Here is a 26,194-nt window from a genome sequence, read left to right as displayed (position 1 = left end):
CATCAGGACAGCGTGAGGCCATGACGGCGGTCAAGGCCGGCGACGTCGAGGGGCTGATCCGGCGCGGGCCCGATCCGCGCATCCCCGTCATCCTCGTCTACGGGCCCGATACCGGCCTCGTGGTCGAGCGCGCCAAGAGCTTGGCCGAGGGCTTCGTCAAGGATCCGGACGATCCTTTCGCGCTGGTGAAGATCGACGGCGACGTCTTGGCGGCCGATCCCGGGCGCCTCGCCGACGAGGCCGGCACGGTCGGGCTGTTCGGGGGCGAGCGCACCATCTGGATCCGCCCCGGCAGCCGCAACTACGCGCCCGCCATCGACCTCGTCCTCAAGAGCGAGATCGCCGGCACCCGCATCGTGGTGGAGGCGGGGGATCTCGGCAAATCCGCCCCCCTGCGCACTCTCTGCGAGCGCTCGCCGAAGGCGCTCGCCCTGCCCTGCTACCCGGATGATGAGCGCGCGCTCGCCGATCTCGTCGACCGCACCCTGCAGGGCCACGGCCTGCGCATCGACCGGGAGGCGCGCGAGGTGCTGGTCGCGAGCCTCGGCGGCGACCGGCGCGCCAGCCTGTCGGAGATCGAGAAGCTCGCCCTCTATGCGCGCGGTTCCGGCAGCGTCGGCCTCGACGCGGTCGACGCGGTGGTGAGCGACGTTGCCGGCAGCGTACTCAACACCCTGATCGACGCCGCCTTCGCGGGCCGCGCCTCGGATGTCGAGCGCGATTATCGCCGCTTCCGGCACGAGGGCCTCGACCCCTCCGTGATGCTGGGCTCATGCCTGCGCCATGCCCTGACCCTGCTGTCGACCCGCCTCGACGGGGAGGGCAAGAGCCCGAGCCTGATGGTGGCGAACTGGCGCGGACTGCATTTTCGCCGCAAGGCCATCGTGGAGACGCAGCTCGCCCGCTGGTCGCCCGCTTCCCTGCGGCAGGCCATCCAGATCCTGCAGGAGGCGGTGCTGGCCTGCCGCCGCTCCGGGCCGGACCTCGCCCAGGCCCATGCCCTCGCGACCCTGCTGCGGATCGCCGGCGAGGCGGCCCGCCGGCGCGGATAGGGCCGGCGCGGAACTCGGCGTCAGGCCGGCCGCGCGATCCGTTGCGGCAACGCGCTTATCCGGCGTTCAGCCGGCGGCACAGGGCCTCCAGCTCCTCGGCGCTGCCGTAGCGGATCCGGATCTCGCCGACGCCGGTGGCCTTCGCCTTCACGGCGACGCCGAGGCCGAGCGCCTGGGCGAGGCTCTGCTCCAGGGTGCGGATCTCCGCGTCCTTCTCGGGGCCGCGCCGGGGGCGGCCGGGGCGGGGGCCTTCGCTGTCGGGAAGCTCGGCGGAGGCCAGGGCCTCGACCTCGCGGACCGAGAGCCCCTCCTCCACGATGCGGCGGGCCACGGTCTCGGGGTCGCGCACGGCGAGCAGAGCCCGGGCGTGGCCCGCGGTGATCTCGCCCGCGATCACTCGCTCCTGGATCGGCGGGCTGAGCTGCAGCAGCCGCAGCGTGTTAGCGAGGTGGCTGCGGCTCTTGCCCAGGATCTCGGCGAGCTCGCTCTGGCTGTAGCGGAACTCGCTCATCAGCCGCTCGTAGCCCGCCGCCTCCTCGATGGCGTTGAGGTCGCTGCGCTGGACATTCTCCAGGATGGCGAATTCGAGCGAGGTGCGGTCGTCGATCTCGACGGTGACGACCGGCAACTCGGTGAGCCCGGCCCGCTGCGCCGCGCGCCAGCGGCGCTCGCCCGCCACGATCTCGTAGGTGTCCGGCACGTTGGCGAGCGCCCGCACCACGATGGGCTGAATCACCCCGCGCAGCTTGATCGAGGCCGCGAGCTCGTCGAGTTCCGGATCGTTGAAGCGGCGACGCGGGTTGCGCGGGTTCGGCCGCAGGAACTCCACCGCGACCTTGCGCTGGGCCTGCGAGGTGGATGGCCCCGCATCGTTGCCGAAATCGCCGATCAGGGCCGCGAGGCCGCGCCCGAGCCGCGGCCGTGCCGCATCATCCGCCATCGCCGCCACTCGCTCAAACTCCTGTACGCTCACGCTACTCGATCTGTCACGTTTGTCGAACCCGCCCGCGGCGCCCGATCGATCTGGGCAGGGCCGGCAGGGGGAGGGGACTCGGGAACCGGTGCCGGTTCAGGCCGAACCGGTGACGGTTCAGGCCGCCACCGGCATGCGCCCCTCGCGCTGGATCACCTCGGAGGCGAGGCGCAGATAGGCCTGGGAGCCGGCGCATTTGAGGTCGTAGAGCAGCACCGGCTTGCCGTGCGAGGGGGCCTCCGAGACCCGGACATTGCGGGGGATCATGGTCTCGTAGACCTTCTCGCCCATGAAGCTGCGCACATCCGCCACCACCTGCGCCGAGAGGTTGTTGCGCGGATCGAACATCGTCAGGACGATGCCCTGGATGGTGAGGCGCGGGTTGAGGGCGCCGCGCACCTGTTCGACCGTGCGCAGGAGCTGGCTCAAGCCCTCCAGCGCGAAGAACTCGCATTGCAGCGGCACCAGCACGGCGTCGGCCGCCGCGAGGGCGTTGATGGTGAGCAGGTTCAACGAGGGCGGGCAATCGATCAGCACGTAGGTGACCCCCTCCGTCGCCGTGCCGGCCTCGCCGATGCCCTTGAGAACGTTGCGCAGGCGGTAGGCCCGGTCGGAGGAGCTCGCCATCTCCAGTTCCAGCCCGAGCAGGTCCATGGTGGAGGGCGCCACCGACAGGCGCGGCACCGCCGTCGGAACCACCGCCTGCGCCAGGCCCGCATCGCCGGAGAGCACGTGATAGGTGGAGACCCGGCGCTGGCGGCGATCGATGCCCAGCCCCGTCGAGGCGTTGCCCTGCGGGTCGAGATCGAACACCAGCACGCGCTCCCCGATCGCGGCGAGCGCCGTGCCGAGGTTGATGGCGGTCGTGGTCTTGCCGACGCCGCCCTTCTGGTTGGCGAGGGCCAAAATCCGCAGCGGCCGCTCGGGCTGAGCGGGAAGGGGAGTGGGATCGCTGGTCATGAATCCACGCGGGAAAGGTCGGTGACGCGCACGATGCGCGCGGCCGAGTCGGTGCGGCTCGGGTGGAGATCGTAAACGAATCTCCACCGTTGCGCAGCTTGGGTCAATTCAGCCTCGACGTCCCGTCCCTTCGGAAACAGCCCGGTGGTGCCCATTTTCAACAGCGGCTCGGTCCACGCGAGAAGCTGGTCGAGATTCGCCAGCGCCCGGGCGCAGATGACCTCAGCCCCGGTGAACCCCGCGATGACGTCCTCGATGCGGACATTGTGCACCCGGACGGGGGCCCCAGTCAGGCGGGCGCTCTCGAGCAGGAAGGCGCATTTGCGCGCGTTGCTTTCCACGAGATCGACGTGGAAACCGGGCCGCTCCGCCCCCGCGATGGCGAGGATCAACCCCGGAATGCCGGCCCCGGAGCCGAGATCGAGCCACCGCGTCGCCTCAGGGGCCAGGGCGAGAAGCTGCAGCGCATCGGCCACATGGCGAGTCCAGACCTCCGCGAGGGTCGCGGGACCGACAAGATTCTTCACGCTCTGCCAGCGTCGCAGCTGCTCCACGTAGAGATCGAGCTTGGCCGCTGTTTCACGTGAAACAGCGGCCTGCGCCAGCACGCGATCGCGATCCGCGGCCATCAGGCGCTCGCGCCTTTCGAGAGGTCGAGGCGGAGCGCGGCCGGCTCGCATCCCCGCCCGTTCGCGAGGCCCTTACCCTCTCCCGTCCGGGAGAGGGTAAGGGTGAGGGGTGTGACCTCGCCGGAAAGGTCGCATCCCTCACCCGGTCCGCGTGCCGCGGACTCGACCTCTCCCGGACGGGAGAGGTGAGGCGCTCCGTCGTCCGCTCCAAGCGACTGGTCCAGGGCACTGGCGCATGTGTCAGAATGAGCGTGAGCACCGCGACGAGCCCCCTCTCCCATCCGGGAGAGGGTAGGGGTGAGGGGTGCGACCTCGCCGGAACCGTCGCACCCCTCACCCGGTCCGCGTGCCGCGGACTCGACCTCTCCCGGACGGGAGAGGTGACGCGCTCCGCCGTCGGTTTCGAGCGGCTGGTCCAGGGCACTGGCGCGCGTGTCAGAATGGGCGCGGGCACCGCGACGAGCCCCCTCTCCCGTCCGGGAGAGGGTTGGGGTGAAGGATGCGACCACCCCGGAAAGACCACCCCCCCCATCCGGTGAAGCGAGCGACCTGCCGCGCCGCGCATGGGCCGCCAGGAGCGTCAGGGCTGCCGGCGTTACGCCCTCGATGCGGGCGGCCTGCCCCAACGTATCAGGGCGTACAGTCTCGAGCTTCAGCCGCATCTCGGTCGAGAGACCCGCGATCGCGGCGTAGTCGAGGGCAGGGGGCAGCCGCACCGCCTCGTCCCGGCGGAAGGCCGCGATGTCGGCCTGCTGGCGGTCGAGATAGACCGCGTAGGTGGCATCCGTCCGCAGCCGCTCGGCGATGCGCGGCGAGACCGTGGCGAGGTCGGGCCAGATCGCCGCGAGGCGCGGCCAGTCGAGGTCCGGATAGGACAGGAGCTGGAAGCCGGTGCGGCGGATGCCGTCCTGGTTCAGCGCGATGCCGGACGCCTGCGCCTCCGTCGGCGTGAGGCTGAGCGCGTCGAGGCGGGCGCGGGCGGCCAGCAACTCCGCCTGGGACGCCGCGAAGTGGGCTGCCCGCTGGGCACTGATGCAGCCGAGGGCGAGGCCCCGGGGGGTCAGGCGCTCGTCGGCATTGTCGACCCGCAGGGACAACCGGTATTCCGACCGGGAGGTGAACATCCGGTAGGGCTCGCTGACCCCGTGGGTGACGAGGTCGTCGATCATCACCCCGAGATAGGATTCGGCCCGGTCGAAGACGGCCGGCGCCTGCCCGCCGGCGCGGCGCGCGGCGTTGAGGCCGGCCACCAGGCCCTGGCCCGCCGCCTCCTCGTACCCGGTCGTGCCGTTGATCTGGCCGGCCAGGAACAGGCCGGGCAGGCGCTTGACCTGCAGGCTGGCATCGAGCTCGCGCGGGTCGACGTAATCGTACTCGATGGCGTAGCCGGGCCGGACGATCTCGGCCCGCTCCAGGCCCGGGATCAACGCGACGAGGGCGCGCTGGACCGCCGCCGGGAGGGCGGTCGAGATGCCGTTCGGGTAGACGAGGGGATCGTCGAGCCCTTCGGGTTCGAGGAAGATCTGGTGGCCGTCGCGGTCGCCGAAGCGCACCACCTTGTCCTCGATCGAGGGGCAGTAGCGCGGGCCGCGGCTGGCGATCCCGCCCGAATACATCGGCGAGAGATGGAGGTTCTCGCGGATCAGGTCATGGACCGCGCGGGTGGTGCGGGTGATGCCGCAGCGGATCTGCGGGACGGTGATGCGCTCGGTCAGGGCCGAGAACGGCACCGGCTCCGCGTCGGCCTCCTGCATCTCTAGGCCCGACCAGTCGATCGTGCGCCCGTCGAGGCGGGGCGGCGTGCCGGTCTTCAGCCGCCCAAGCCGCAGGCCGAGCCGGTCCAGGGTCTCGGCAAGGCCGAGGGCCGGGGCCTCGCCGACGCGGCCCGCCGGCACCTGCTCCCCCCCGATATGGATCAGGCCACGCAGGAAGGTGCCGGTGGTGAGCACCACGGCCGGCGCCGACAGGCGCGCGCCATCGCCGAGCACGAGGCCGGCGACCCGCCCGTCCCGCAGGATCAGATCCTCGCAGCTCCCCTCGACGACCCGCAGGCCCGCGGTCTCGGCGACCGCCGCCTGCATCGCCTGCGCGTAGAGCTTGCGGTCGGCCTGGGTGCGAGGGCCGCGCACGGCCGGACCCTTGCGCCGGTTGAGCAGGCGAAACTGGATGCCGCTGGCATCGGCCACACGCCCCATCAGCCCGTCGAGGGCATCGACCTCGCGCACGAGGTGGCCCTTGCCGAGCCCCCCGATGGCGGGGTTGCAGGACATGGCGCCGATCGTCGCGGCATTGTGGGTCACGAGCGCCGTGCGGGCGCCGCAGCGCGCGGCCGCTGCCGCCGCCTCGACGCCAGCATGGCCGCCGCCGACGACGATCACGTCGAAGGATGAGGAATGTGTCTCGGGCATGGGGTGATTACGCGCCGGCGCGGCGCAGCGTCAATTCACCCGGGCGCATCCTGGCCGCGACCGGCGATTCGGCCGAGGCTGGCGCGCCGCCGCGCAGCCCCTGCACGCGGTTTGGGCGGCCGCCGCAGGATGTATTCAGTATTCGCAGCATGGAACAAATCCATCACCCCAGAACCGCCTTAACCCGGCAGATCGTTCATGATTTCTTCCATGTTTCGCCCGCTTCCGGACCGCGTTCTGCAGTCTACGGGTGCAGCCTGGCCTTGGCATCCAGCTTGCTTAACGAAAGGTGAACGCGCACAATCCGCGCGTCTTCCCGCATTCTGTCCGGGCGGTCAGGGAGCCGGCGCAGCGACCATCGGAGGTTGCATTGGGCACAGTCGCCATCGGGGTGGGAGCAGCCTGCTGCGCAGGCGGTGCCATCGCGCATTTCCTCGACCGGACCCGCCGAAAGGAAGGCGCCTTCGGGCTCGCGGGGTTCTGCTTCCTGCTCGCCGGGATGTTCCTGAGCCGGTCCTGACGCCGGAATCGGCCTGCGACCCGGGCACATCCAGCCCGCGTCATTTGCCGATGCAGAAGCCCGCAAACAGGCGATCGAGCATCTCCTCGACGCCGACATGGCCGCCGACTTCGCCGAGCGCCCGCACGGCGAGGCGCAGGTCCTCGGCCACCAGTTCCGGCAGGGCCTGCTCCTCACCCCGCACCACCCGGTCGAGATGGGCGACGCAGCGCGTCAGCGCCTCCCGGTGCCGCTCGCGGGTCACGAGGGCGTCGCCTTGCCCGAACGCGGCCTGCGCCTCCGCCTGGATGGCCTCGAGGAGCCGGTCGAGCCCGGCTCCGGTGAGGCCTGAGACGCTCAGGCCATCGCTCGTCTGCGCGACCAGATCCGCCTTGGTCCGCACCGACAGCACCCGGCCCGACGGCTCGGACGGCGCCCCCTCGCCGCCCTCCGGCGGCGTCAGCCGGAGCACGAGGTCGGCGCTGCCCATGCGGGCCCGCGTCCGGGCGATCCCCTCCGCCTCGACGGCGTCGGCGGTCTCGCGCAGGCCCGCCGTGTCCACCAGCAGGACGGGCAACCCGCCGAGGTCGCAGCGCACCTCGATCATGTCCCGGGTCGTCCCCGGCACCGCCGAGACGATCGCGGCATCGCGCCGGCTGAGGGCGTTGAGAAGGGTCGACTTGCCGGCATTGGGGGGGCCGGCGATCACCACCGTGAAGCCCTCGCGCAGGCGCTCGCCCCGGCGCCCATCCGCGAGGGCGGCCGCGATCTCGTCCCGCAAGTCCTTGGCCTGCTGGAATAAAGCGGACCCGAGGGCCGCCTCGTCGACATCGCCCTCATCGGAGAAATCGAGGGCGGCCTCCGTCGCCGCGAGGACATCGATGGCCCGCGCGCGCCAGGCCGCCACCTGCCGGCCGAGGGCGCCTTCGAGCTGCCGCAGGGCCTGGCGGCGCTGCGCCTCGGTCTCGGCATCGATGAGGTCGGCGATGCCCTCGGCCTCGGTGAGATCCAACCGTCCGTTGAGGACGGCCCGCCGGCTGAAGGCCCCGGGCCCCGCCGCCCGGCATCCCGGGAAGGCCGTCAGGACCCGGATGATTCCCGCCCGCACCGCCAGCCCGCCATGGAGGTGAAGCTCGGCCATGTCCTCCCCCGTGACGGTGCCGGGCCCCGGCATCCAGGCCACCAGGGCCTGGTCCAGCACCGTGCCGTCCGCCGGGTCGCGCAGCCGCCGCAGGGACAGGCGCCGCGGCGGCGGCAGCGGGCCGCCGAGCGCGGCGAGGAGGGGCGCGCAGGCCGGTCCGCTGATGCGGATCACGCTGATCGCCGCGCGTCCGAAGCCGCTCGCGGGGGCGAAGATGGTGGTCTGGGTCGTCATGCGCCGGATACTTGCGAGCCGTCTCGGCCAAAAACGACAGCGCCGGAGCTTGAAGCCCCGGCGCTGTCCCGTCGTCGTCCTGAGGGTCGGGCCGTCAGGTATTCATCGAATCGAAGAAGTCGCCGTTGCTCTTGGTCTGGCGCAGCTTGTCCATCAGGAACTCGATCGCGTCGGTGACGCCCATCGGGTTGAGGATGCGGCGCAGCACGTAGGTCTTCTTGAGCGCGTCCGGCGGGACCAGCAATTCTTCCTTGCGGGTGCCCGAGCGCGTGATGTCGATCGCCGGGAAGATGCGCTTGTCCGAGACTTTGCGGTCCAGGATGATCTCGGAATTGCCGGTGCCCTTGAACTCCTCGAAGATCACCTCGTCCATGCGCGAGCCGGTATCGATCAGCGCGGTGGCAATGATGGAGAGCGAGCCGCCCTCCTCGATGTTGCGGGCCGCGCCGAAGAAGCGCTTCGGGCGCTGCAGCGCGTTCGCGTCGACGCCGCCGGTCAGGACCTTGCCGGAGGACGGCACCACGGTGTTGTAGGCGCGCCCGAGGCGGGTGATGGAATCGAGCAGGATGACCACGTCGCGGCCGTGCTCGACCAGGCGCTTGGCCTTCTCGATCACCATCTCGGCGACCTGCACGTGGCGGGAGGCCGGCTCGTCGAAGGTGGAGGCGATGACCTCGCCCTTCACGGAGCGGATCATGTCGGTGACCTCCTCCGGGCGCTCGTCGATGAGCAGCACGATGAGGTAGCATTCGGGGTGGTTGATCGTGATCGACTGCGCGATGTTCTGCATCAGCACGGTCTTGCCGGTGCGCGGCGGCGCCACGATCAGGGCGCGCTGGCCTTTGCCGATCGGCGCGACGATGTCGATGATCCGGGGCGAGAAATCCTTCTTGGGCGGATTGTCCAGCTCAAGCTTGAACCGCTTCGTGGGGAAGAGCGGCGTCAGGTTGTCGAAATGGACCTTGTGCTTGATCTTCTCCGGATTCTCGAAGTTGATCGTGTTTACTTTGAGCAGCGCGAAATAGCGCTCGCCGTCCTTGGGTCCGCGGATCGGTCCCTCGACGGTGTCGCCGGTCCGCAGGCCGAACCGGCGGATCTGCGTCGGCGAGATGTAGATGTCGTCCGGGCCGGGCAGGTAATTCGAGTCGTTCGAGCGCAGGAAGCCGAAGCCGTCCTGAAGCACCTCGACGGTGCCCGAACCGATGATCTCGACCTCCTTGGCAGCGAGCTGCTTCAGGATCGCGAACATCAGCTCCTGCTTGCGCATCGTGGAGGCGTTCTCGACCTCGACCTCCTCCGCGAAGGCGATCAGATCGGTCGGCGTCTTGGCCTTGAGGTCCTGGAGCTTGACCTCGCGCATGCCGTCGAGATCGGCGGCGACGATGGTACCCTCGATCGGCTGATCCGCGGGGGCCAGGGCATCGTTGTGTGACGTCATGGGGAGTGTGAGACCAACGAGGAACGAAGGTGGACGGGACGGGGAAGCTTGTGCGGCGCCGGGCGCCCTGAGGCACCTGGGATCGGGTCACGCGTGGTTGGCGGACCCGTGCATCGTCTTGGCTGAGCCCTCACGGCTCACGGATGCAATACGGCGCTAATAGGAGGGCAGTGCGTGCATACCGCGTTTCCCGGCCCGGCTCAAGTCCCGGAGCGGGCCACGGGCGGTGGCGCGGGCCGCGCGCCCCGGCCTGGAAAGGCTCAGCGCCGCCGCAACCGCACGTAGAGCGCGCCGGAGCCGCCGTGATGGCGCGCGGCCTCCTCGAAACCGATCACGACACCGCGAAGATCCGGCGCGCGCAGCCAGTGCGGCACGCTGCGCCGAAGGACGCCGCGCTCCGAGAAGGCATCGTCGAAGCTCGGTCCGCCCTTGCCGGTGACCACCAGCACATGCGCATGCCCCGCCGCCCGCGCCCGCATCAGGAACCCGACCAGCGCCGCATGCGCCTCCGCCTGATACATCCCGTGCAGGTCGATGCGCGCCTCGACGCGTAGGCTGCCACGGCGGAGCGCGAGGCGGGCGCGCCGCTCCAGCCCGCTCGGCGGCTGGGACGGCGCCTGCGCCGGGGCCCGGTACGGCATCGCTGCCGCGGTCAGGACCGGCATGGCCCTGGAGGCCCGCTTTCCGGGCGGCTTCGGCGGCCCGGGCGGGGGTGGGGGAGGCGCCCCGGCGGCCTTGGTGGCGGCCTTCCCGGGTTTGACCGCCGCGTTCGGGGCGATCGATTTGGCAGGGGCCGGCGTCGGTGCCGGGGCAGGTTGAGCACGACTCCGCAACGGCGTCACGAGACGCGCGATCTCGGCCCAGAGGCGTGCCTCCTCGCCGGAGAGCGGACGCGATCGGCGCGGCGGCCTCACGGATCCCTCCTCATCGCGCATCACCCGGGCGCGGCTCGGCGCGCGGCTCGGCGCGCGATTTGGGGAGCAGGACGACGAAGCCGACGGCATCGCGCAGGTTGCCGGCCGCAATTCCCGCCTGCGGGCCGGTCCCGAGATAGAGATCGCCCCGCGCCGGTCCGACGATGGCCGAGCCCGTGTCGGCGGCGATCACGAGCCGGCCGCTCTCCGCCGCACCCGCACCGGGAAGGCGTCCCTCGAGCCAGAACGGGAGGCCGTAGCGCCAGAGATTGGCATCGACCGCGAGGCTGCGGCCGGGCGTCAGGGCGACACCGGCGGCGCCCGGCGGTCCGAGTGCGGGATCGTCGATCTCGGCACGGCGAAAGAAGATGTAGGAGGCATTCAGCCGCATGAGGCGGCGCGCTTCGGACGGATGCGCCCGCAGCCACCCGGTCCAGCGCGCGAGCGTCAGACCTTCGAGCGGCAGGTGCCCCTCGGTGACGATGAGCTTGCCGATCGACGTGTAGGGACGCCCGTTGCGCCCGTCATAGAGCACGCGCACCGCGCGCCCGTCCGGGAGCCGAACCCGGCCGGAGCCCTGCACCTGCAGGACGAACAAATCGACCGCATCGCGCAGGTAGAGAATGGGCTTGGCCCTGTCTCCCAGCGCGCCGTCCTCGATCGCGGCCCGGTCGGGATAGGGCTCGATGACGCCGCCCGCGACGCGCGCCGCCCGTAAGGACGGATCGAGGCCGGGTCGTGTCTCGCCGGGGCCGAAGGTCACGAGGTCATCCGGCCGGGCAAGCACCGGGGCCGTGAAACCGGGTCCGGGCTCCAGGGCGCCCTCCAGTTCCGGCTCGAAGTAACCGGTCAGGAAGCCGTTGCGGCGCTCAGGGTTCGGTCCGTCGGCGGGGCGCACCACCCGGTAGGCGTCGAAGGCCGCGCGGAAGAAGCCAGGCGCCTCGTCGGGCCCAATGCCCGCGGCCGCCTTGCAGGCCGCCGCGAGATCCTCGGCCGATCCCGCAACGGTTGCAGCAGCGGGCGGCGGGGACGCCGCACAGCTGCGCCGAAAGGCATCGAGCGCCCCAGCGGGGTCGCGGCCCGGAAAGCCCGGCAGGGAAGAGAAGGAGACCGGCTCCAGCACGGCCTCGCCGACGCGAAAAGGCTCGGCCGCGCGAGCGACCGAGCCGGGCAGAAACAGCGAGAGGACCAGGAGGGCGGCCGTGAACCCGGCCGCGCCTGCATGAACAGTCAGAATCGGCACAACACGATGTTCAGTTGCCGGCCTCGGTGGCGACGAGTTGCCAGTTCGGATCCCGGCTGCCGAGGGTCCGCGCGAACGTCCAGACATCGGGCACCTCGACCACGGTCTCGGCGCTGCCGTCGACCACCACTCCCTCGGCGTTGCGGGTGGCGGTGATGAGGTTCGAGAGGAACCGGACCGTGATCTGCGCCACGCGGTTGCGCACATCGACGGACACGATCTCCGCCTTGTCGATCGACACGAAGGTGGTCTCCACGCTCTGGCGCGCCTTCTCCCGTTCGCTGATCGCCCGCTCGAAGCCTTCCCCGACCTCGCGCGACAGGAGCGTCCGGAGCGTCTTGCGATCACCCTTGGCGAACGCGATCACGATGGTCTCGTAGGCGCCCTTCGCACCTTCGATGAAGGCGCGCGGGTCGAAGGCGGGCTCGACCTGCACGATCGCCTCGAGCCCTCGGATAACGGGCGAGCCGGGCTCGGCAATGCCGCGCCAGTCGCGCGCCTCGGCCACGGTCGCGGCCTGTGCACGATCGGGCGCCGGAGCCCGCTCGGCACCGGGCAGGCGCACGACGTTGTCGCCGTCGGTGCGCCCGGCAGGCGGCTCGGTACGGCTGCGATCGACCGGCTTGAAGGGAGAACGCTCCGCCCCGGTTTTCTGTCCAAGCACCGAGCGCAGGCGCCAGATCACGAAGACCGCGAGCGCCAGGAAGATGATGGTTGTAATATCGAAGCTGTCCTGCATCACCGATCCGCTGGTGGCCGCCGCGCTGCATGCCGTCTGGGGCGCAAAATTCTGTCGCAGCGCCCTTTACCCGACCCTGCCGCAAGGATCGAGCCGAAGTTCACCGGGCGCGATCCCCGCTCTAACGGGCATATGGGGCGGTTTGACGAAGGGTTCCAGGCAGGAACATCGATGAGACGCGAGCGATCCGTTTCAAGCAAGCCAGAGGGTCACCGGGGCCCGGCGCTCTCGCTTGTTCCTGTCGGACGGGCATGTTAGCGCGCTCCCGCACCGGGCCTCACCGAAACGGGCCTGTCCTGCCGCGATCGGAGGCGCGTGCGTGCCCATGGGATTGGGCGCCCGCGCCGATCCGGTCGCACCAGACGATCTTCGAGGAGGAAGAACCGCCATGGCCGACTCTCCGGCACCGAACGGCAACGGTGGCGCCACGGCGCAGCCCGACGACATGCCCGCGATCAACGCGCTGGCGCAATACGCCAAGGATCTCTCGTTCGAGAACCCGAACGCGCCGCGCTCCCTGCAGCCGCAGGAAGGTCAGGGCCCGCAGATCAGCATTCAGGTCAACGTGAATGCGCAGCAGCTCGCCGAGGCGGATTTCGAGGTCGAATTGACCCTCGAGGGCGACGCGAAGGTCAACAACGAGGTCCTCTTCGCCTTCGACCTGAAATATGCGGGCATCTTCCGCATGCGCAACATCCCGCAGGACCAGCTCCATCCGGCCGTGATGATCGAGTGCCCGCGGCTTCTGTTCCCCTTCGCGCGCCAGATCGTCGCCGAGGCCGTGCGCAACGGCGGATTCCCCCCTCTCTACATCGATCCGATCGACTTCGTCGGGCTCTATCGCCAGAAGGCGATGGAAGCGCAGGCCGAAGCCGGCGGCCCGCTCGCCTCGTAAGTCTACGGGGCCGGCGCGCAAGCCGGCTCCCCTGAGAACAACCCCGGTCGCGGCAGGTGCGGCCGGGGTTTTTTCGTGACGTTCGTCGATCGGCAACGCGTTGTCCGCCGGCCTTCCGCGCCCGGATCGAAGGGTCCTGCGGAAGCGTCGGCCGCCTAACCCCCCGGATTCATGAACGCGACCACGCATCTCGGCCTCATCAACGTCTTCATCGGCAATATCCAGGGTGGCCTTGGACCGTTTCTCGGCACCTGGCTCGCGGAGACGAATGGCTGGTCGCCGGCGCGGGTCGGGTTCGTCACCACGCTCGTCGGCATCGGGGCCCTGGTCATGAGCGGCCCAGCGGGAGCCCTCGTTGATCGCCTCGGCCGTCCGCGCCTGCTGATCGGGCTGGCCTGCCTGGCCATCCTGGGAGGCACCCTGCTCATCCTGCCAGCCCACGGCTTCCTGACCGTGCTCGCGGCGCAGCTCCTGGCGGCGGCCGGGGGCGTGCTGCTCCTGCCGGCCGTGACGGAACTCACCCTCGGCATCGTGGGCAAGGACCGCTTCCCGCAGCAGCAGGGCCGCAACCAGGCCTTCAACCACCTCGGCATCCTGATCGCGGCCGGCATCATCAGCTTCGGCACCGCCCATCTCGGGCCGGCCGTCGCCTTCTGGGTGCTCGGCGCCATGGCGGTGCTCGCCATCGTGGCAACCGCGACCACGCCGGGCCATTGCTACAACGGGCGCCGGGCGGTCGGCTGGAAGGAGGACGACGCCGACGACAAGCCGGAACGCGCCAGGACCCGCAGCATCCTGTCGAACCGCAAGCTGCTGGTGCTGGCGGTGGCGCTGGCGCTGTTCAATCTCGGCAATGGCGGCATGCTGACCCTGCTCGGCCAGAAGCTCGTGGCCACGGCCAATGATGCCACCGCCTGGACGGCCCGCTACGTCATGGTGGCGCAGCTCGTGATGATCCCGGTGGCCTTGTTCGCCGGCTCGCTCGCCGACAAGCGCGGGCGGCGCAAGCTCCTGCTCGTGGCGTTTGCCGTGCTGCCGGTGCGCGCGGCGCTCTCCGGCTTCATCGACGACCCGATGTGGCTGATCTCGGCGGAAGTGCTCGACGGCGTCGCCTCCGGCATCGTCGGGGTGGCGGTGCCGGTGGTGGTGGCGGACCTGACCTGGGGATCGGGGCGGACCCAGACGGCGCTCGGGGTCGTCAACGCCGTCCAGGGCATCGGCGGCGCCCTCTCGGCCTGGTACGGCGGCCTTGCCTACGCGCTCCTCGGCTGGACCGGCTCGTTCCTGGCGCTTGGCGCGCCGGCTCTCGCCGCCCTGGCTCTGGTGATCTGGCTCGATGCGACGACCGAGCCCGGTCGCCGCACCCGCCGCCGCGAGACCCTGGCGGCCAGGCGGCCGGCCGAGCAGCCCCATCCGGCCTGACCTGCGGAACCGTGCCATCCTCTCCCCGTTCCCCGTGCAATCCAGGAGCGGGTACGGCGATGCGAGACGACGCGGCAGGGCGGACCATCACGGCCTACGAGCCGCGCGAGACACCCTGGCTCAGCGTCGTGTTCGGATTTGGCCCGATGCTGCCCTTCGCCGCCGGTGCCGCCAGTGCGTGGCTGCTCGGCGGTGATCCCAGCGAGCTGGCCCTCACCCTGACCATCCTGTGGGGCTGCGCGATCCTGCTGTTCCTGTCGGGGGTGCGCCGTGGCGTCTCCTTTCGCACCGAGGGCGGTCCGACCGTCCTGCAGATCGCCACGATGCTCGGCCTGTTCTGTCTCGGTTTCGCGGCGCTTCTGGCCACGACCTTCGGCTGGACCAACACGGCGCTCGCCCTGCTCATCGCGGGCTACGGGATGGTCGCGGTGCTCGATCCGATCGCGGCCGCGCGCGGCGAGGCGCCCCTGTTCTTCGCGCGCCTCCGCCCGCTTCAGATCCCGATCGCGATCCTGAGCCTCGGCGCGCTTCTGGCCCTCAGGATCGGTGTCTGACCCGCGCCGCTTGCCGCTTCTCCCGGCCCGGGATAGAGCCCGGCAGGTTGTTTGAAGCGCGAGACGAAGCGAAGACAGATGGCCAAGGCCGATCCGAAGAAGGCCGACACTCTGAAGCCGCGCCTGCCGCGCGGGTTCCTCGATCGCCGCGAGGAGGAGATCGCCGCCCAGCACAGGATGCTGGAGGAGATTCGTCGGACTTTCGAGCTCTACGGCTTCGAGGCGCTCGAGACGCCCTTCATCGAGTACACCGAGGCCCTCGGCAAGTTCCTGCCCGACCTCGACCGCCCGAACGAGGGCGTGTTCTCCTTCCAGGACGATGACGAATCCTGGCTCTCCCTGCGCTACGACCTGACGGCGCCGCTCGCCCGCTTCGTCGCGGAGCATTTCGACGCGATCCCCAAGCCGTATCGCAGCTTCCGGGCGGGCTACGTCTTCCGCAACGAGAAGCCGGGCCCGGGTCGCTTCCGCCAGTTCATGCAGTTCGACGCCGACATCGTCGGCGCGCCGAGCGTCGCGGCGGATGCCGAGATCTGCATGATGGCGGCCGACACGCTGGATCGCCTCGGCCTCAAGGGCCAGTACGTCATCAAGGTGAACAACCGGAAGGTGCTAGACGGCGTCATGGAGGCGATCGGGCTCGCAGGCGACGACCAGGCCGGTCGCCGCCTCACGGTGTTGCGCGCGATCGACAAGCTCGACCGGCTCGGACCTGACGGCGTTCGTCTCCTCCTCGGCGCAGGCCGCAAGGACGAGAGCGGCGACTTCACCAAGGGCGCAGGCCTGCCCGAGGACGCGATCGAGCGCATCCTCGCCTACGTGTCGTTCCAGGCCTCACCCAGCGACGGCGGCGACCGGGTCCATTTCTGGGAGCAGTTCTTCCGCTCCTGGGGGAACGTGGTGGGTGATTCGGAGACCGGCCGCGAGGGCATCGCCGAGTTGCACGCGATCATGCGGCTCTGCACGGCGGCCGGCTACAGCCACGACCAGATCCGTGCCGATCCAAGCGTGGTGCGCGGGCTCGAGTACTATACGGGTCCTGTCTACGAGGCGGAGCTGACCTTCCCGGTCACGAACGAGGAGGGCCAGGTGGTGCGCTTCGGCTCGGTGGCAGGGGGCGGGCGCTATGACGGTCTCGTCGGGCGCTTCCGCGCAGAGCCCGTGCCGGCCACGGGCTTCTCCATCGGCGTCTCGCGCCTGTTCTCGGCGCTGCAACTCGTGAGGAGCCCGCTCCTCCAGGGGACGCGGAAGCCCGGGCCCGTCGTGGTGCTGGTGCTCGACCGGGAGAACGTCGCGGATTACCAGCGCCTCGTCGCCCATCTGCGGGCGGCCAATATCCGCGCCGAGCTTTATCTCGGAGGCGCCGGCATGAAGGCGCAGATGAAATATGCCGACCGCCGCCGCGCGCCGGTCGCGATCATCCAGGGCTCGAACGAGCGCGAGGCTGGCGAGGTCCAGATCAAGGACCTGATCGAGGGCGCGCGCGCCGCCGAGACGATCGCCAGCAACGCCGAGTGGAAGGCTGCCCGGCCGGCTCAGTTCTCGGTGCCGGAAGCCGAGATGGTGGATCGGGTCCGGGAGGTGCTGGCGCGGCATTTCAGTCCGACGGCCTGAGATGCGCCGCGCCGTGATCCGAACGCGGGCGAGGTTTCCGGCCTCTCCGCAATCATTCCTGCCGGTCGCGGTCGCCAAGGCCCGCCCCGGTTGCTAGAGAGCCGGCCAGAGACGGCGAGTGAACCCATGATGTTACCGGAGGCAGGCAGCCCGAGCGCGGGTGAAGATGCACAGGCGCGGCTCGCCCGGCATCTTGCGGAGGCCGGCTACGGCACCGTGACGCCGCCCGTGCTCCAGCCCGTGGAACCGTTCCTCGAATTGTCCGGCGAGGACATTCGGCGCCGGATCTTCGTCACCCAGGACGAGGGCGGCACCGAACTCTGCCTGCGGCCCGAATTCACCATCCCGGTCTGTCGCCTGCACCGCTCCCGCGCCGACGGGCAGAGTGCCGATTACAGCTATCTCGGGCCGGTCTTCCGGCTCGCCGGCGACGAGCCCGACGAGTTCCTGCAAGCTGGGATTGAATCGATCGGCCGCACCGATACGCCCGCGGCCGATGCCGAGGTGATCGGGCTCGCCCTCGAGGGCCTTGCCCTGTTCGGCCGGACCGATCTCACGGTCCGTCTCGGCGACATGGGCCTGACGGTCGCGCTCCTCGACGGGTTGTCGGTTCCGCCCGCCGCCAAGCGGCGCACCCTGCGGGCCCTCGCCGCCGGCCGCTCGCTCGAGGGCGTGACCAATGCCGCGACCCCGGACGATCCGCATGCGGGCCTCCTGGCAGCAATCCAGGGCCAGGACCCGAAGGGCGTGCGCGCCTTCGTGGAGGACGTGCTCTCGATTGCCGGCATCTCGCGCGTCGGTGGGCGCAGCGCGGGCGAGATCGCCGAGCGCTTCCTCGCCAAGGCCTCGGCACAGGCCCATGGCGGCGCGGGCCTCAACACCGAGAACCGCGCGATCATCGAGCGCTACCAGGCAATCGAGGGTGACCCCGATTCCGCGGCCAAGGCGCTGCGGGCGCTCGCTCGCGATGCGGGGCTCCACCACCCGCCCTTCGAGGCGGCGCTGAGCCTGTTCGAGGAGCGTACCGGCTTCATGGCCGCGCGCGGCCTGCCGGTAGAGCGCTTCCGCTTCTCGGGCGGCTTCGTGCGCAATCTCGACTATTACACGGGCTTCATCTTCGAAGTGACGGCGGGTGTCGCGGGCGCACCCGTCCTCGTCGGCGGCGGCCGCTACGACGGGCTGCTGACGCATCTCGGCAGCCCCGTCCCGCTCCCGGCGGTCGGCTGCGCCTTCTGGCTCAACCGGGTGGTTCAGGCGGGAGGAAGACCGCGGTGAGTGAGACACAGGCCATGACGGGTTCTGCCGAGACCGCGGCCGGCGGCTCCCTGGTGCTGGCGGTCCCCTCGAAGGGACGGCTGCAAGAGAATGCGAGCGCGTTCTTCGCCCGGGCCGGCCTCAAGCTCGCGCAGGGCGCCGGTGCCCGCGATTACCGGGGCAGGCTTGTCGGCGTGCCGAATGTCGAGGTGCGCTACCTCTCGGCCTCGGAGATCGCGAGCCAGCTCGCCTCGGGCGCAGCCCATCTCGGCATCACCGGCGAGGATCTGATCCGCGAGACGCTGCCCGACGTGCGCGGTCAGGTCGAGTTGCTGACGCCCCTCGGCTTCGGGCAGGCCACGGTCGTCGTCGCTGTGCCGCAGGCCTGGATCGACGTGAGGGCCATGGACGACCTCGATGAGGTCGCGGCCGCGATGCGGGCGCATCACGGTAAGCGGCTGCGCATTGCCACGAAATACGTCAATCTCACGCGCCGCTTCTTCGCCGAGAAGGGCGTCGCCGATTACCGGATCGTCGAGAGCCTCGGCGCCACCGAGGGCGCGCCGGCCGCGGGCTCGGCCGAGATCGTGGTCGACATCACCACGACCGGCGCGACGCTCGCGGCGAACGCCCTCAAGATCCTCGAGGACGGGGTGATCCTGCGCTCGGAGGCCAACCTCGTCGCTTCCCTGAAGGCGGTCTGGGGCGAGAGCCAGCGCGAGGCCCTGCGGGCCGTGCTCGGCCGGATCGCCGCCGAGGAGCGCGCCCGCACCACCCGCGAGGTCCGGGCCGGCCTGCCGGAGAGCGGCGCGATCGACCTCCCGACCCTGGCGGGCCTGCACGAGGCCGAGTTGCCCTACGGCGCGCCGAGCGGACCCGACGGCGAGATCGTGCTGCGCTGCCCCGTCGACGCGGTCTTCGACCTCTCGGATGCCCTCGTGAGGGCCGGGGCTCGCTCCGTCACGGTGCGACGCATCGACTACGCCTTCGCGGCGGAGAACCCCCTCACGGAGCGGCTCCTCGCGCGGCTGTGAGGCTCGCGGTCACTGCGGTCCCTGCTTGGCGAATTCCGAGAAGACCGCGCGCAACGTCTTGAGCCGCGTCTCGTAGGCCTGCCGCAGGCAGGCCGTGTCGGCACCGCAGCTGCGGCGCTCGGCGAGCCACGCCTCCTGATCGTCCCGCAGCTTGCCCCGGCCTCCCATGGGCAGCAGGTCCTTCAGGATCTCGAACCGGACCGCCATCTCAACGTCGAGGTCGTTGAGGGGAAGGTTCGCGCAGACCGCTCTCTCGTCGGGCGCCTCGGCCTTGGCGCAGGGGAAGCTCGCGGCCTGCGCGGAACCGGCGCCCGCGGCTGCGAGGACGAGGGCGATCGGCACGATCCATCGAGGCGACATGGGCTTATCCAGATCCGGAGATGGGCTGGAGGCTCGCCCGAAACCGCCCCGGCGGCAAGGCCGCGCCCCCGTCATTGGCGGATCACAGGACGACAGGATCAGACGAAGGCCGGCTTCACCACCGCCAGGATGACGATCCCGATCATCAGGAGCGTCGGGACCTCGTTGAGGATGCGGTAGAATTTAGGGGCGCGCGTATTCCGGTCGGCGGCGAAATCCTTGACCATCCGGGCGAGCCAGCCGTGGATGCCGGACATGGCCAGCACCAGCAGGACCTTCGCCTGGAGCCAGCCCGACGCGTAGAAGCCGCTCATGACGGCGAGGCTCAGGCCGAAGATCCAGGTCGCGATCATGGCCGGGTTCATGATCGCCTTGAGGAGGCGCCGCTCCATGACCTTGAAGGTCGCCGACTGCGCGGCCGAGGCCGGACCGGCCGGCAAGGCTGCGTGATAGACGAAGAGGCGGGGCAGGTAGAGCATCCCCGCCATCCAGGCGATGAGCGCGATGATGTGCCCCGCCTTGATCCACTCGTAGAGCACGGATCAGCGCCCCCGCAGCCGCGCGAGCATCTGCTCGACATGGGCGATGGGCGTCTGCGGCGTGATGCCGTGGCCGAGATTGAAGATGTGCGGCAACCCGCGGGTCGCCGCCAGCACGGCGTCCACCGCGGCGTCGAGGGCCGCTCCGCCCTCGATCAGGGTGTCCGGATGGACGTTTCCTTGCGTTACGGTGGTCGCTGGGACGCGTGCCCGCAATTCCGCGAGGTCCACTGCCCAATCGACGCCGACGGCGTCAGCGCCCGTCTCAGGCACCACGCGGGCATGCCCGTCGAGACCGGAGCCGCGGGCGAAGACGATGATCTTCGCGCCGGGCACCTGCGCGCGGATGCCGGCGATCATCCGGGCGATCGGCCGGAAGGACCAGCGGCTCAGGGCGTCGCGTTCGGGCGCCCCGGGAAGCGCGCTCTCGGAGACCTCGCCCACGGGCTCGACGACATCGTTCGAGAGCGGCACCGCCTTCGGCAGCGTGCCGGCATGGGATTCGAAGATCTGCACCGCGTCCGCGCCGGCCTGGAGCTGGCGCACGAGATAGGCGATCTGGACCGTGACGAGACGATCGATGAGCGCGTCGACGAGGGCGGTGTCGCTCTCGGCGAGGGCGCGCGCCGGTGCGAGATCCGGCGTGCCGCGACCGCCGATCATGTAGCTCGCCACCGTCCAGGGCGCGCCGCAGAAGCCGAGCAGCGTCGTCTCGGCGGGCAGTTCCGCCCTCAAGCGGCGCACGGTCTCGAAGACAGGCGCGAGATGCGCGAAGATCGCCGGATCGTCGGCCTGACGCAGGCGCTCGAATTCCTCCCGCCCGTGGAGCGGATCGAGCCGCGGGCCCTCGCCCTCGACGAAGCGGACGTTCTGCCCGAGGGCGTGCGGCACGACCAGGATGTCCGAGAACAGGATCGATGCCTCGAAGCCGAACCGGCGGATCGGCTGAAGCGTGACCTCGACGGCGAAATCCGGGCTGTAGCAGAGATCGAGGAAGGAGCCGGCCTCGGCCCGGGTCTCGCGGTATTCCGGGAGATAGCGGCCGGCCTGGCGCATGATCCAGGCAGGGGGCGGGGACAGGGCCTCGCCGGAGAGCACGCGCAGGACCTTGCGGTCCGCCTGAACAGATTGGGCCATGGCCCCTCCCTATCCCATGCGCGCCCCCGGCACGATGGGCTTGCTTCCCGAAAACCCCTTGGAATCCGTCCCGGATGGGCGCCACGACGCCATCCCCACCCCGGCCCTCTTCAAAGAGAAGAGAGATTCTAGGACTCTGTTTTTTCTCTTGGAGGCTGGATCACGGGATCGCAACTGCGTCCACAGGCCGTCCCAGCCGCGACGGCGTTAAGAGAGCTTTAACAGATCCGGTCTAATGTCTGCGATAGGACAGACTCGCCAGCGGCTTGGCCGAGGTTGGCGGCCCAGGAGCCTGCCGGCGTCCCGGATTCTCCCACGGATCCGGAATCCGCCATGCCTGTATGACGCCCTGTTGACGGCGGAGTCGACGGAGCGGTGGCCTGTCGCCCTGGACCCTGCGCGCCCGGCATCTTATCCACACTCATCGACTCCCCTGACGGCGCGCGGTGGACAAGGCCCGGTCCCTGCTCCTCCTGCGCGGCCTGAGGAGACTGAGACCGGATGAGCCGCAGCTACTTCCATCTCCACCTCGTCTCGGATTCCACCGGCGAGACGCTGATCAATGTCGGCCGTGCCGCGGCCGCCCAGTACGAGGGCGTCTCGGCGATCGAGCATGTCTACCCGCTGGTGCGCTCGGGGCCGCAGCTGGAGCGCGTCATCTCCGAGATCGAGGCCGCGCCGGGGCTCGTGCTCTACACCCTCGTGGGTCACGATCTCGTGGAGCGCCTGGAGGCCGCCTGCCGGGAGACCGGATCGCCCTGCCTCTCGGTGCTGCAGCCGGTTCATGCCCTGCTGCAATCCTATCTCGGCGCGCAGACCACGGCGCGGCCGGGGGCGCAGCACATGCTGAACGCCGAGTATTTCAAGCGCATCGACGCGATGAACTTCACCCTGGCTCATGACGACGGCAACCTGCCGGACGACCTCGAGGAAGCCGACGTGATCCTGGTCGGCGTGAGCCGGACCTCGAAGACGCCGACCTCGATCTACCTCGCCAATCGCGGCCTCAAGACCACCAACATTCCCCTCGTGCCCGCGATGCCGCTGCCGTCGGCGCTCGAGACGGTGCGGCGCCCGCTGGTGGTCGGATTGCTCGCAAGTCCCGAGCGGATCGTGCAAATTCGCCAGAACCGGTTGCTCAGCCTGAATGCCGGCGACTCGTCCCTCTACGTCGACCGGGACGCGGTGGCGGACGAGGTCGCGGCCTCGCGCCGGCTCTGCGCCAAGCATCGCTGGCCGACCATCGACGTGACCCGGCGCTCGATCGAGGAGACCGCGGCGGCCATTCTCGACCTGTATCGCGAGCACCGGCTCAAGTTCATCGCCGTCTAGGGGGCTGGTGCGCAGGCTCACACGGGGCTTTGCTGGCGGCGACTTGAGCGAAAACCAGTCATGCCGCGGCCACATTCCGGCGGGACCAATCCGGGTGTCCGAAGCCAGAACGGCAGCGAAGTCATGGAACAAATCATGAGCGATTCCACCGTTTCGCGGGGGGATCTCGCCTTTTCCAGCGCGGTCCCGGCGGCCGGGTGCAGCGGTTTCCCGCAAGAGGTGAAGAGCCTCACTCAGGCGCGCCGACTGGTTGAGCGGGAACGGCTGCCCCTGATCCGCTCCAGCCATCGCTGGCTCGAGGTCTACAACCGGCTCGTGGTCGCCGAGGCGAGCGGGACCCGGACCGAGATCGAGGCGGCGCGGGACGCTCTCGCCGCCGCCCTCCAGGCCGAGCGGGACGCGCCCCGGTCCCGCGCCGCCTGATCGCGGCGCAGGATCGGCTTGCGGGCCGGCCCCGATCGGTGACACTGGGGCGATGGATCGCCCCGCCGCCTCGACCGCTTCCCCACCCACCGCTCCTCCGCCGACCGCCTGGACCGGCGCCGCGCCGCTCCTCCTCGCCTCGACGAGCCCGACCCGCCGCGCCCTGCTCGCGGGCGCGGCTTTGCCCGTCGAGACGGCGGCGCCCGAGGTCGACGAGCGCGCGCTCGAGGCGGACTGCGCCGGCCTCGCGGCCCCCGAACTCGCCCGCCGCCTCGCCGAGGCGAAGGCCGGCAGCGTCGCCGCGCGCCATCCCGGCCGGATCGTGGTCGGGGCCGACCAGGTGCTCGAATGCGCCGGCACGATTTTCCACAAGCCGGCCGCCGCCGCGGAGGCCCGCGCCCAGATCGCGCGGCTCGCCGGGCGCACCCACGCGCTCCACGCGGCGGTGGCGATCGCCGAGGGGGGCTGCGTCGCCGAGAGCTTCGTCGAGACGGCGCACCTGACGCTGCGCCCCCTCGATGCGGCGCAGATCGCGGCCTATGTGGACCTCGCCGGCGAGGCCCGCGTCACGGGCAGCGTCGGCGGCTACCAGCTCGAAGGCCTCGGCATCCATCTCTTCGCCGCGGTCGCGGGCGACCACGCGACGATCCTCGGGCTGCCGCTGCTGCCGCTGCTGGCGCGGCTGCGGGCGCGCGGCCTCCTCGCCTTCTGAGGACGGCCGCGCCACCGGCCCCGAACAGGATCGACCCGAACAGGAAGGCGGCGGGACGTGACCGGCCAGGCAGACGAGCACCACCACCATGAACCGGGCGCGCCGCCCGGGCACGATCATCATGGCCAAGACCACGACCACGACCACGACCATCGCCACGATCATGGCCAGGGCCACGCGCATGCGCACGGGCCCGGCGGCCACGTCCACGCCCCGGCGAGCTTCGGCCGCGCCTTCGCGATCGGCATCGGGCTCAACACCGCCTTCGTGGTGATCGAGGCGGCCTACGGCTTCGCCAGCAACTCGATGTCCCTGGTGGCCGATGCCGGGCACAACCTCTCGGACGTGCTCGGCCTCCTGGTCGCCTGGATCGCCTCGGTGCTGGTGAAGCGGCGCGCCTCCGCGCGCTTCACCTACGGGTTGCGCGGCTCCTCGATCCTGGCGGCCCTGTTCAACGCCGTGTTCCTGCTCATCGCCACCGGCGCGATCCTGTGGGAGGCGGTGGCCCGGCTGATCCATCCCGAGCCCGTCGCGGGCGGGACCGTGATGGTGGTCGCCGCCATCGGCATCCTGGTCAACGGCCTCACCGCTTGGCTCTTCGCCTCCGGCGCCGAGGGCGACATCAACATCCGGGGCGCCTTCCTGCACATGGCGGCGGATGCCGCGGTCTCGGCCGGCGTCGTGCTGGCGGGCCTCGTCATCTGGGCGACCGGGCTCGACTGGATCGATCCCGCCGTCAGCCTCGTCATCGCGGGGCTCATCGTCTGGGCCACCTGGGGCCTCCTGCGCGACAGCGTCGGCATGGCGCTGGCGGCCGTGCCCCCCGGCATTGAGCCCGAGCGGGTGCGGCTCTACCTGCGCGAGCGGCCCGGCGTGGCCGATCTGCACGATCTCCATATCTGGCCGATGAGCACCACCGAGATCGCGCTGACCGCCCATCTGGTGATGGAGCAGGGCCATCCGGGCAATCGTTTCCTGATCGAGGTGGCGTCGGAGCTGCGCCTGCGCTTCGGCATCGCCCATGCGACGCTGCAGATCGAGGAGGCGGGCGGGCCCCCCTGCCGGGTCGCGCAAGGCTGCATCGCGTGAGAAGGCTGCATAGCGTGAAAAGGCTGCGCGGCGTGAGAAGGCTTGGCGGCGTGACAAGGATCGTGGCGGGACGCGAGGGGAGATGGAGCGCGTGACGAGAGCCTTCGTGGTCGGGCACCCGATCGCCCATTCGCGCTCGCCCCTGATCCACGGGCACTGGCTCGCCGAGCACGGGATCTCCGGCACCTACGAGCGCATCGACGTGGCGCCCGAAGGGTTCTCGGATTTCGTGCGCGGCCTCCCGGCGGCGGGCTTTGCGGGCGGCAACGTCACCATCCCGCACAAGGAGGCGGCCTTCCGCCTCGCGGACGCGCTGACGCCGCGGGCGGAGAAGATCGGCGCGGTCAACACCCTGGTGGTCGGACCCGACGGACGGATCCGGGGCGACAACACCGACGCGCCGGGCTTCATCGCCCATCTCGACCAGAGCCTCGGGGCCGATTGGCCGGAGGCCGCCGGCGGCACCGCCCTGATCCTCGGGGCCGGGGGGGCGGCGCGCGCCATCGTGGTGGGCCTCGCCGAGCGGGGCGTGTCTCGCATCCTCATCGCCAACCGCACGCGCGGGCGGGCGGAGGCCCTCGTCGCCCTCGAACCGACCCGCGCGCGATCGGTCGCCTGGGCCGACCTGCCGCGCCTCCTGCCCGAATCGGGGCTTCTGGTGAACACGACGTCGCTCGGCATGGCGGGCCAGCCCGCCCTCGATCTCGACCTCGGGGCGCTGCCGAAGCGGGCCGCGGTCGCCGACATCGTCTACGTGCCGCTGGAGACCCCGCTGCTCGCCGCCGCGCGGGCGCGCGGCCTCGCGGCGGTCGACGGGCTCGGCATGCTGCTGCACCAGGCGGTGCCGGGCTTCGAGGCCTGGTTCGGCCGGCGGCCCCAGGTCACCGAGGCCCTGCGCGCCCGCATCGTCGCGGATCTCGCGCCCCGATGAGCGGTGCGACGATCGGATCTGGCGCGAGCGGACGTGACGCCGGCGGAGCCGGAGCCGGCGGGCGCCCGCGCGTCCTCGGGCTGACGGGCTCGATCGGCATGGGCAAGTCCGCGACCGCCGGGATGTTCTCCGCCCGGGGCGTGCCGGTCCACGACGCGGATGCGGCGGTCCACGCCCTCTACGGGCCCGGCGGCGCCGCGGCGGCGGCCATCGGGCAGGCCTTCCCCGGCACCCTGGCGCCGGACGGCTCCGTCGACCGGGGCGCCCTGCGCGCCGTCGTGCTCGGCCATCCCGAGCGCCTCGCGCGGCTCGAAGCCCTGGTGCATCCGCTGGTCCAGGAGGCCGCCCGGGCGTTCCTGCTGCGCCACGCCCAGGCGCCCCTCGTCCTCCTCGACATCCCGCTCCTCTACGAGACCGGCGGGGAGGGGCGCTGCGACGCGGTCCTGGTGGTGACGGCGCCGCCCGAGATCCAGCGCGCCCGCGTCCTCGCCCGCCCCGGCATGACCGAGGCCGCCTTCGCGGCGATCCGGGCCAAGCAGATGCCCGATGCGGAGAAGCGGGCCCGCGCCGATTTCGTGATCGATACCAGCCTGGGCTTCGCCCATGCGGAGGCCGAGGTCGAGCGGATCATCGCGGCGTTGGGGGCGGGACCCCGGTGCGGTTAACCC

The 26,194-nt window shown here is 70.8% G+C and carries 25 protein-coding genes and 1 pseudogene; 14 read left to right on the top strand and 12 right to left on the bottom strand.

Annotated elements, in window-relative coordinates; all coding sequences use genetic code 11:
• Positions 1 to 20 precede the first annotated feature (20 nt).
• Positions 21 to 1,052, top strand: coding sequence for a DNA polymerase III subunit delta (holA, locus tag F6X53_RS11900; RefSeq protein ID WP_151000241.1), 1,032 nt, complete (start codon positions 21 to 23; stop codon positions 1,050 to 1,052).
• A 55-nt stretch (positions 1,053 to 1,107) separates the two neighbouring features.
• Here holA and F6X53_RS11895 read toward each other — a convergent pair whose 3' ends face one another.
• The 4 genes and pseudogenes from F6X53_RS11895 to mnmG all read right to left on the bottom strand — a co-directional run.
• A complete protein-coding gene (locus tag F6X53_RS11895; protein ID WP_151000240.1) occupies positions 1,108 to 1,992 on the bottom strand; it encodes a ParB/RepB/Spo0J family partition protein in 885 nt (294 codons plus the stop codon).
• A gap of 150 nt (positions 1,993 to 2,142) precedes the next feature.
• Positions 2,143 to 2,985, bottom strand: a complete 843-nt coding sequence (locus F6X53_RS11890; protein ID WP_151000239.1) for a ParA family protein — start codon at positions 2,983 to 2,985, stop codon at positions 2,143 to 2,145.
• Complete coding sequence (gene rsmG, locus F6X53_RS11885) at positions 2,982 to 3,614, bottom strand: 16S rRNA (guanine(527)-N(7))-methyltransferase RsmG (protein WP_151000238.1); 633 nt, start codon at positions 3,612 to 3,614, stop codon at positions 2,982 to 2,984. Before rsmG ends, F6X53_RS11890 begins: the two co-directional genes overlap by 4 nt.
• Positions 3,615 to 4,150: 536 nt before the next feature.
• Positions 4,151 to 6,022 (bottom strand): annotated as a pseudogene (gene mnmG, locus F6X53_RS11880) (tRNA uridine-5-carboxymethylaminomethyl(34) synthesis enzyme MnmG); the annotation flags it as partial.
• 370 nt (positions 6,023 to 6,392) lie between these two features.
• Here mnmG and F6X53_RS32350 point away from each other — a divergent pair.
• On the top strand, positions 6,393 to 6,542 hold the full coding sequence (locus tag F6X53_RS32350; RefSeq protein ID WP_191970808.1) for a hypothetical protein: 150 nt from the start codon (positions 6,393 to 6,395) through the stop codon (positions 6,540 to 6,542).
• A gap of 40 nt (positions 6,543 to 6,582) precedes the next feature.
• On the opposite strand, the gene mnmE is transcribed toward F6X53_RS32350, so the two are convergent.
• From mnmE to F6X53_RS11855, 5 genes are all read right to left on the bottom strand, one after another.
• The gene (mnmE, locus tag F6X53_RS11875) at positions 6,583 to 7,896 is read right to left on the bottom strand and encodes a tRNA uridine-5-carboxymethylaminomethyl(34) synthesis GTPase MnmE (RefSeq protein WP_151000237.1); all 1,314 of its coding nucleotides are present in this window, start codon (positions 7,894 to 7,896) and stop codon (positions 6,583 to 6,585) included.
• Positions 7,897 to 7,990: 94 nt separating this feature from the next.
• Entirely contained in the window at positions 7,991 to 9,334 is a 1,344-nt protein-coding gene (gene rho / locus F6X53_RS11870; protein WP_151000236.1) for a transcription termination factor Rho, read from the bottom strand.
• Positions 9,335 to 9,594: 260 nt separating this feature from the next.
• Positions 9,595 to 10,269 carry a Smr/MutS family protein gene (locus F6X53_RS11865; RefSeq protein WP_151000235.1) on the bottom strand — a complete coding sequence of 225 codons (675 nt, stop codon included), beginning with the start codon at positions 10,267 to 10,269 and terminating at the stop codon, positions 9,595 to 9,597.
• Positions 10,259 to 11,491 (bottom strand): murein transglycosylase A, encoded by a 1,233-nt coding sequence (gene mltA, locus F6X53_RS11860; RefSeq protein ID WP_373875917.1) that lies wholly within the window; start codon positions 11,489 to 11,491, stop codon positions 10,259 to 10,261. Before mltA ends, F6X53_RS11865 begins: the two co-directional genes overlap by 11 nt.
• Positions 11,492 to 11,501: 10 nt before the next feature.
• Positions 11,502 to 12,230: a Tim44/TimA family putative adaptor protein gene (locus F6X53_RS11855; RefSeq protein ID WP_151000233.1), complete on the bottom strand. Its 729-nt coding sequence runs from the start codon at positions 12,228 to 12,230 to the stop codon at positions 11,502 to 11,504.
• A gap of 388 nt (positions 12,231 to 12,618) precedes the next feature.
• On the opposite strand from F6X53_RS11855, the gene secB reads away from it, so the two are divergent.
• The 6 genes from secB (at position 12,619) to hisG (ending at position 19,003) form a co-directional block, all read left to right on the top strand.
• The gene (secB, locus tag F6X53_RS11850; protein WP_151000232.1) at positions 12,619 to 13,125 is read left to right on the top strand and encodes a protein-export chaperone SecB; all 507 of its coding nucleotides are present in this window, start codon (positions 12,619 to 12,621) and stop codon (positions 13,123 to 13,125) included.
• A 171-nt stretch (positions 13,126 to 13,296) separates the two neighbouring features.
• On the top strand, positions 13,297 to 14,547 hold the full coding sequence (locus tag F6X53_RS11845; protein ID WP_151000231.1) for an MFS transporter: 1,251 nt from the start codon (positions 13,297 to 13,299) through the stop codon (positions 14,545 to 14,547).
• A gap of 59 nt (positions 14,548 to 14,606) precedes the next feature.
• Positions 14,607 to 15,101: a DUF3429 domain-containing protein gene (locus tag F6X53_RS11840; RefSeq protein ID WP_151000230.1), complete on the top strand. Its 495-nt coding sequence runs from the start codon at positions 14,607 to 14,609 to the stop codon at positions 15,099 to 15,101.
• Positions 15,102 to 15,179: 78 nt separating this feature from the next.
• Entirely contained in the window at positions 15,180 to 16,715 is a 1,536-nt protein-coding gene (gene hisS / locus F6X53_RS11835; protein WP_151000229.1) for a histidine--tRNA ligase, read from the top strand.
• A 126-nt stretch (positions 16,716 to 16,841) separates the two neighbouring features.
• Positions 16,842 to 17,990, top strand: coding sequence for an ATP phosphoribosyltransferase regulatory subunit (locus F6X53_RS11830; protein WP_151000228.1), 1,149 nt, complete (start codon positions 16,842 to 16,844; stop codon positions 17,988 to 17,990).
• A 14-nt stretch (positions 17,991 to 18,004) separates the two neighbouring features.
• Complete coding sequence (gene hisG / locus F6X53_RS11825; RefSeq protein WP_151000339.1) at positions 18,005 to 19,003, top strand: ATP phosphoribosyltransferase; 999 nt, start codon at positions 18,005 to 18,007, stop codon at positions 19,001 to 19,003.
• A 9-nt stretch (positions 19,004 to 19,012) separates the two neighbouring features.
• On the opposite strand, the gene F6X53_RS11820 is transcribed toward hisG, so the two are convergent.
• From F6X53_RS11820 to F6X53_RS11810, 3 genes are all read right to left on the bottom strand, one after another.
• Complete coding sequence (locus tag F6X53_RS11820; RefSeq protein ID WP_151000227.1) at positions 19,013 to 19,363, bottom strand: lysozyme inhibitor LprI family protein; 351 nt, start codon at positions 19,361 to 19,363, stop codon at positions 19,013 to 19,015.
• A 98-nt stretch (positions 19,364 to 19,461) separates the two neighbouring features.
• Entirely contained in the window at positions 19,462 to 19,902 is a 441-nt protein-coding gene (gene hemJ / locus F6X53_RS11815; RefSeq protein ID WP_151000226.1) for a protoporphyrinogen oxidase HemJ, read from the bottom strand.
• A 3-nt stretch (positions 19,903 to 19,905) separates the two neighbouring features.
• Positions 19,906 to 21,039, bottom strand: coding sequence for a uroporphyrinogen decarboxylase (locus tag F6X53_RS11810; protein ID WP_151000225.1), 1,134 nt, complete (start codon positions 21,037 to 21,039; stop codon positions 19,906 to 19,908).
• Positions 21,040 to 21,540: 501 nt separating this feature from the next.
• On the opposite strand from F6X53_RS11810, the gene F6X53_RS11805 reads away from it, so the two are divergent.
• The 6 genes from F6X53_RS11805 to coaE all read left to right on the top strand — a co-directional run bounded on the left by F6X53_RS11805 (position 21,541) and on the right by coaE (position 26,191).
• Positions 21,541 to 22,371 carry a pyruvate, water dikinase regulatory protein gene (locus F6X53_RS11805; RefSeq protein WP_151000224.1) on the top strand — a complete coding sequence of 277 codons (831 nt, stop codon included), beginning with the start codon at positions 21,541 to 21,543 and terminating at the stop codon, positions 22,369 to 22,371.
• A 135-nt stretch (positions 22,372 to 22,506) separates the two neighbouring features.
• Entirely contained in the window at positions 22,507 to 22,794 is a 288-nt protein-coding gene (locus F6X53_RS11800; RefSeq protein ID WP_151000223.1) for a hypothetical protein, read from the top strand.
• A gap of 52 nt (positions 22,795 to 22,846) precedes the next feature.
• On the top strand, positions 22,847 to 23,506 hold the full coding sequence (locus F6X53_RS11795; RefSeq protein WP_151000222.1) for a Maf family protein: 660 nt from the start codon (positions 22,847 to 22,849) through the stop codon (positions 23,504 to 23,506).
• A 57-nt stretch (positions 23,507 to 23,563) separates the two neighbouring features.
• Positions 23,564 to 24,595 carry a cation diffusion facilitator family transporter gene (locus tag F6X53_RS11790; RefSeq protein WP_151000221.1) on the top strand — a complete coding sequence of 344 codons (1,032 nt, stop codon included), beginning with the start codon at positions 23,564 to 23,566 and terminating at the stop codon, positions 24,593 to 24,595.
• 91 nt (positions 24,596 to 24,686) lie between these two features.
• Entirely contained in the window at positions 24,687 to 25,526 is an 840-nt protein-coding gene (locus F6X53_RS11785) for a shikimate dehydrogenase (RefSeq protein ID WP_425324690.1), read from the top strand.
• The gene (coaE, locus tag F6X53_RS11780; RefSeq protein ID WP_151000219.1) at positions 25,523 to 26,191 is read left to right on the top strand and encodes a dephospho-CoA kinase; all 669 of its coding nucleotides are present in this window, start codon (positions 25,523 to 25,525) and stop codon (positions 26,189 to 26,191) included. The genes F6X53_RS11785 and coaE overlap by 4 nt, the downstream gene beginning before the upstream one ends.
• Positions 26,192 to 26,194 lie beyond the last annotated feature (3 nt).

The sequence above is a fragment of the Methylobacterium soli genome (genome assembly GCF_008806385.1).
GTDB classification, from domain to species: domain Bacteria; phylum Pseudomonadota; class Alphaproteobacteria; order Rhizobiales; family Beijerinckiaceae; genus Methylobacterium; species Methylobacterium soli.
Note: the sequence above shows the minus strand (reverse complement) of the source record. Positions and strands in the feature narration are given on the sequence as shown.

Coding starts and splice junctions, on each gene's coding strand:
- holA (WP_151000241.1), top strand. CDS start 21: ATGACGGCGGTCAAGGCCGGCGACGTCGAGGGGCTGATCCGGCGCGGG.
- F6X53_RS11895 (WP_151000240.1), bottom strand. CDS start 1,992: ATGGCGGATGATGCGGCACGGCCGCGGCTCGGGCGCGGCCTCGCGGCC.
- F6X53_RS11890 (WP_151000239.1), bottom strand. CDS start 2,985: ATGACCAGCGATCCCACTCCCCTTCCCGCTCAGCCCGAGCGGCCGCTG.
- rsmG (WP_151000238.1), bottom strand. CDS start 3,614: ATGGCCGCGGATCGCGATCGCGTGCTGGCGCAGGCCGCTGTTTCACGT.
- mnmE (WP_151000237.1), bottom strand. CDS start 7,896: ATGACGACCCAGACCACCATCTTCGCCCCCGCGAGCGGCTTCGGACGC.
- rho (WP_151000236.1), bottom strand. CDS start 9,334: ATGACGTCACACAACGATGCCCTGGCCCCCGCGGATCAGCCGATCGAG.
- F6X53_RS11865 (WP_151000235.1), bottom strand. CDS start 10,269: ATGCGCGATGAGGAGGGATCCGTGAGGCCGCCGCGCCGATCGCGTCCG.
- F6X53_RS11855 (WP_151000233.1), bottom strand. CDS start 12,230: ATGCAGGACAGCTTCGATATTACAACCATCATCTTCCTGGCGCTCGCG.
- secB (WP_151000232.1), top strand. CDS start 12,619: ATGGCCGACTCTCCGGCACCGAACGGCAACGGTGGCGCCACGGCGCAG.
- F6X53_RS11845 (WP_151000231.1), top strand. CDS start 13,297: ATGAACGCGACCACGCATCTCGGCCTCATCAACGTCTTCATCGGCAAT.
- F6X53_RS11840 (WP_151000230.1), top strand. CDS start 14,607: ATGCGAGACGACGCGGCAGGGCGGACCATCACGGCCTACGAGCCGCGC.
- hisS (WP_151000229.1), top strand. CDS start 15,180: ATGGCCAAGGCCGATCCGAAGAAGGCCGACACTCTGAAGCCGCGCCTG.
- F6X53_RS11830 (WP_151000228.1), top strand. CDS start 16,842: ATGATGTTACCGGAGGCAGGCAGCCCGAGCGCGGGTGAAGATGCACAG.
- hisG (WP_151000339.1), top strand. CDS start 18,005: ATGACGGGTTCTGCCGAGACCGCGGCCGGCGGCTCCCTGGTGCTGGCG.
- F6X53_RS11820 (WP_151000227.1), bottom strand. CDS start 19,363: ATGTCGCCTCGATGGATCGTGCCGATCGCCCTCGTCCTCGCAGCCGCG.
- F6X53_RS11810 (WP_151000225.1), bottom strand. CDS start 21,039: ATGGCCCAATCTGTTCAGGCGGACCGCAAGGTCCTGCGCGTGCTCTCC.
- F6X53_RS11805 (WP_151000224.1), top strand. CDS start 21,541: ATGAGCCGCAGCTACTTCCATCTCCACCTCGTCTCGGATTCCACCGGC.
- F6X53_RS11800 (WP_151000223.1), top strand. CDS start 22,507: ATGAGCGATTCCACCGTTTCGCGGGGGGATCTCGCCTTTTCCAGCGCG.
- F6X53_RS11795 (WP_151000222.1), top strand. CDS start 22,847: ATGGATCGCCCCGCCGCCTCGACCGCTTCCCCACCCACCGCTCCTCCG.
- coaE (WP_151000219.1), top strand. CDS start 25,523: ATGAGCGGTGCGACGATCGGATCTGGCGCGAGCGGACGTGACGCCGGC.